Source organism: Streptomyces sp. SID13726 (assembly GCF_010548375.1).
GTDB lineage: Bacteria > Actinomycetota > Actinomycetes > Streptomycetales > Streptomycetaceae > Streptomyces.
On record NZ_JAAGLY010000626.1, the window covers coordinates 1 to 413 of the forward strand.

The 413-nt window shown below is 72.6% G+C and carries 1 protein-coding gene; it reads left to right on the forward strand.

Annotation, left to right across the window (positions count from 1 at the left end):
- Nucleotides 1–158: 158 nt before the first annotated feature.
- Nucleotides 159–413: phosphoribosylformylglycinamidine synthase subunit PurS (gene purS, locus G3I78_RS49465; protein ID WP_164437223.1), on the forward strand; the 255-nt coding region annotated here is incomplete at its 3' end.

Here is a 413-nt window from a genome sequence, read left to right on the forward strand (position 1 = left end):
GACGCCCGCCAGGACGGTACCGAGCGCCCGGTAGACTGGCTGCGGAATCCCGCCGTCGGCTCCCGCTCGTCCCGTCCCACCGGTCGTCCTCGACGGCCGCGACGTGGGCGGGATCCCGGAGCCCCGGCTCTCCCGAACTCTCTCGCCAAGGAGCCCCCGTGGGACGCGTCGTCGTCGAGGTCATGCCCAAGCCCGAGATCCTGGACCCGCAGGGCAAGGCCGTCGTCGGGGCGCTGCCACGCCTCGGCTTCACCCAGTTCACGTCCGTCCGCCAGGGCAAGCGGTTCGAGCTCGAGGTCGACGGACCGGTCACGCCGGAGATCCTCGCCGCCGCCGAGGAGGCCGCGGTCAAGGTGCTGTCGAACCCGGTGATCGAGGACGTCGTCCGCGTCGCGGACATCGAGGCCGACGCT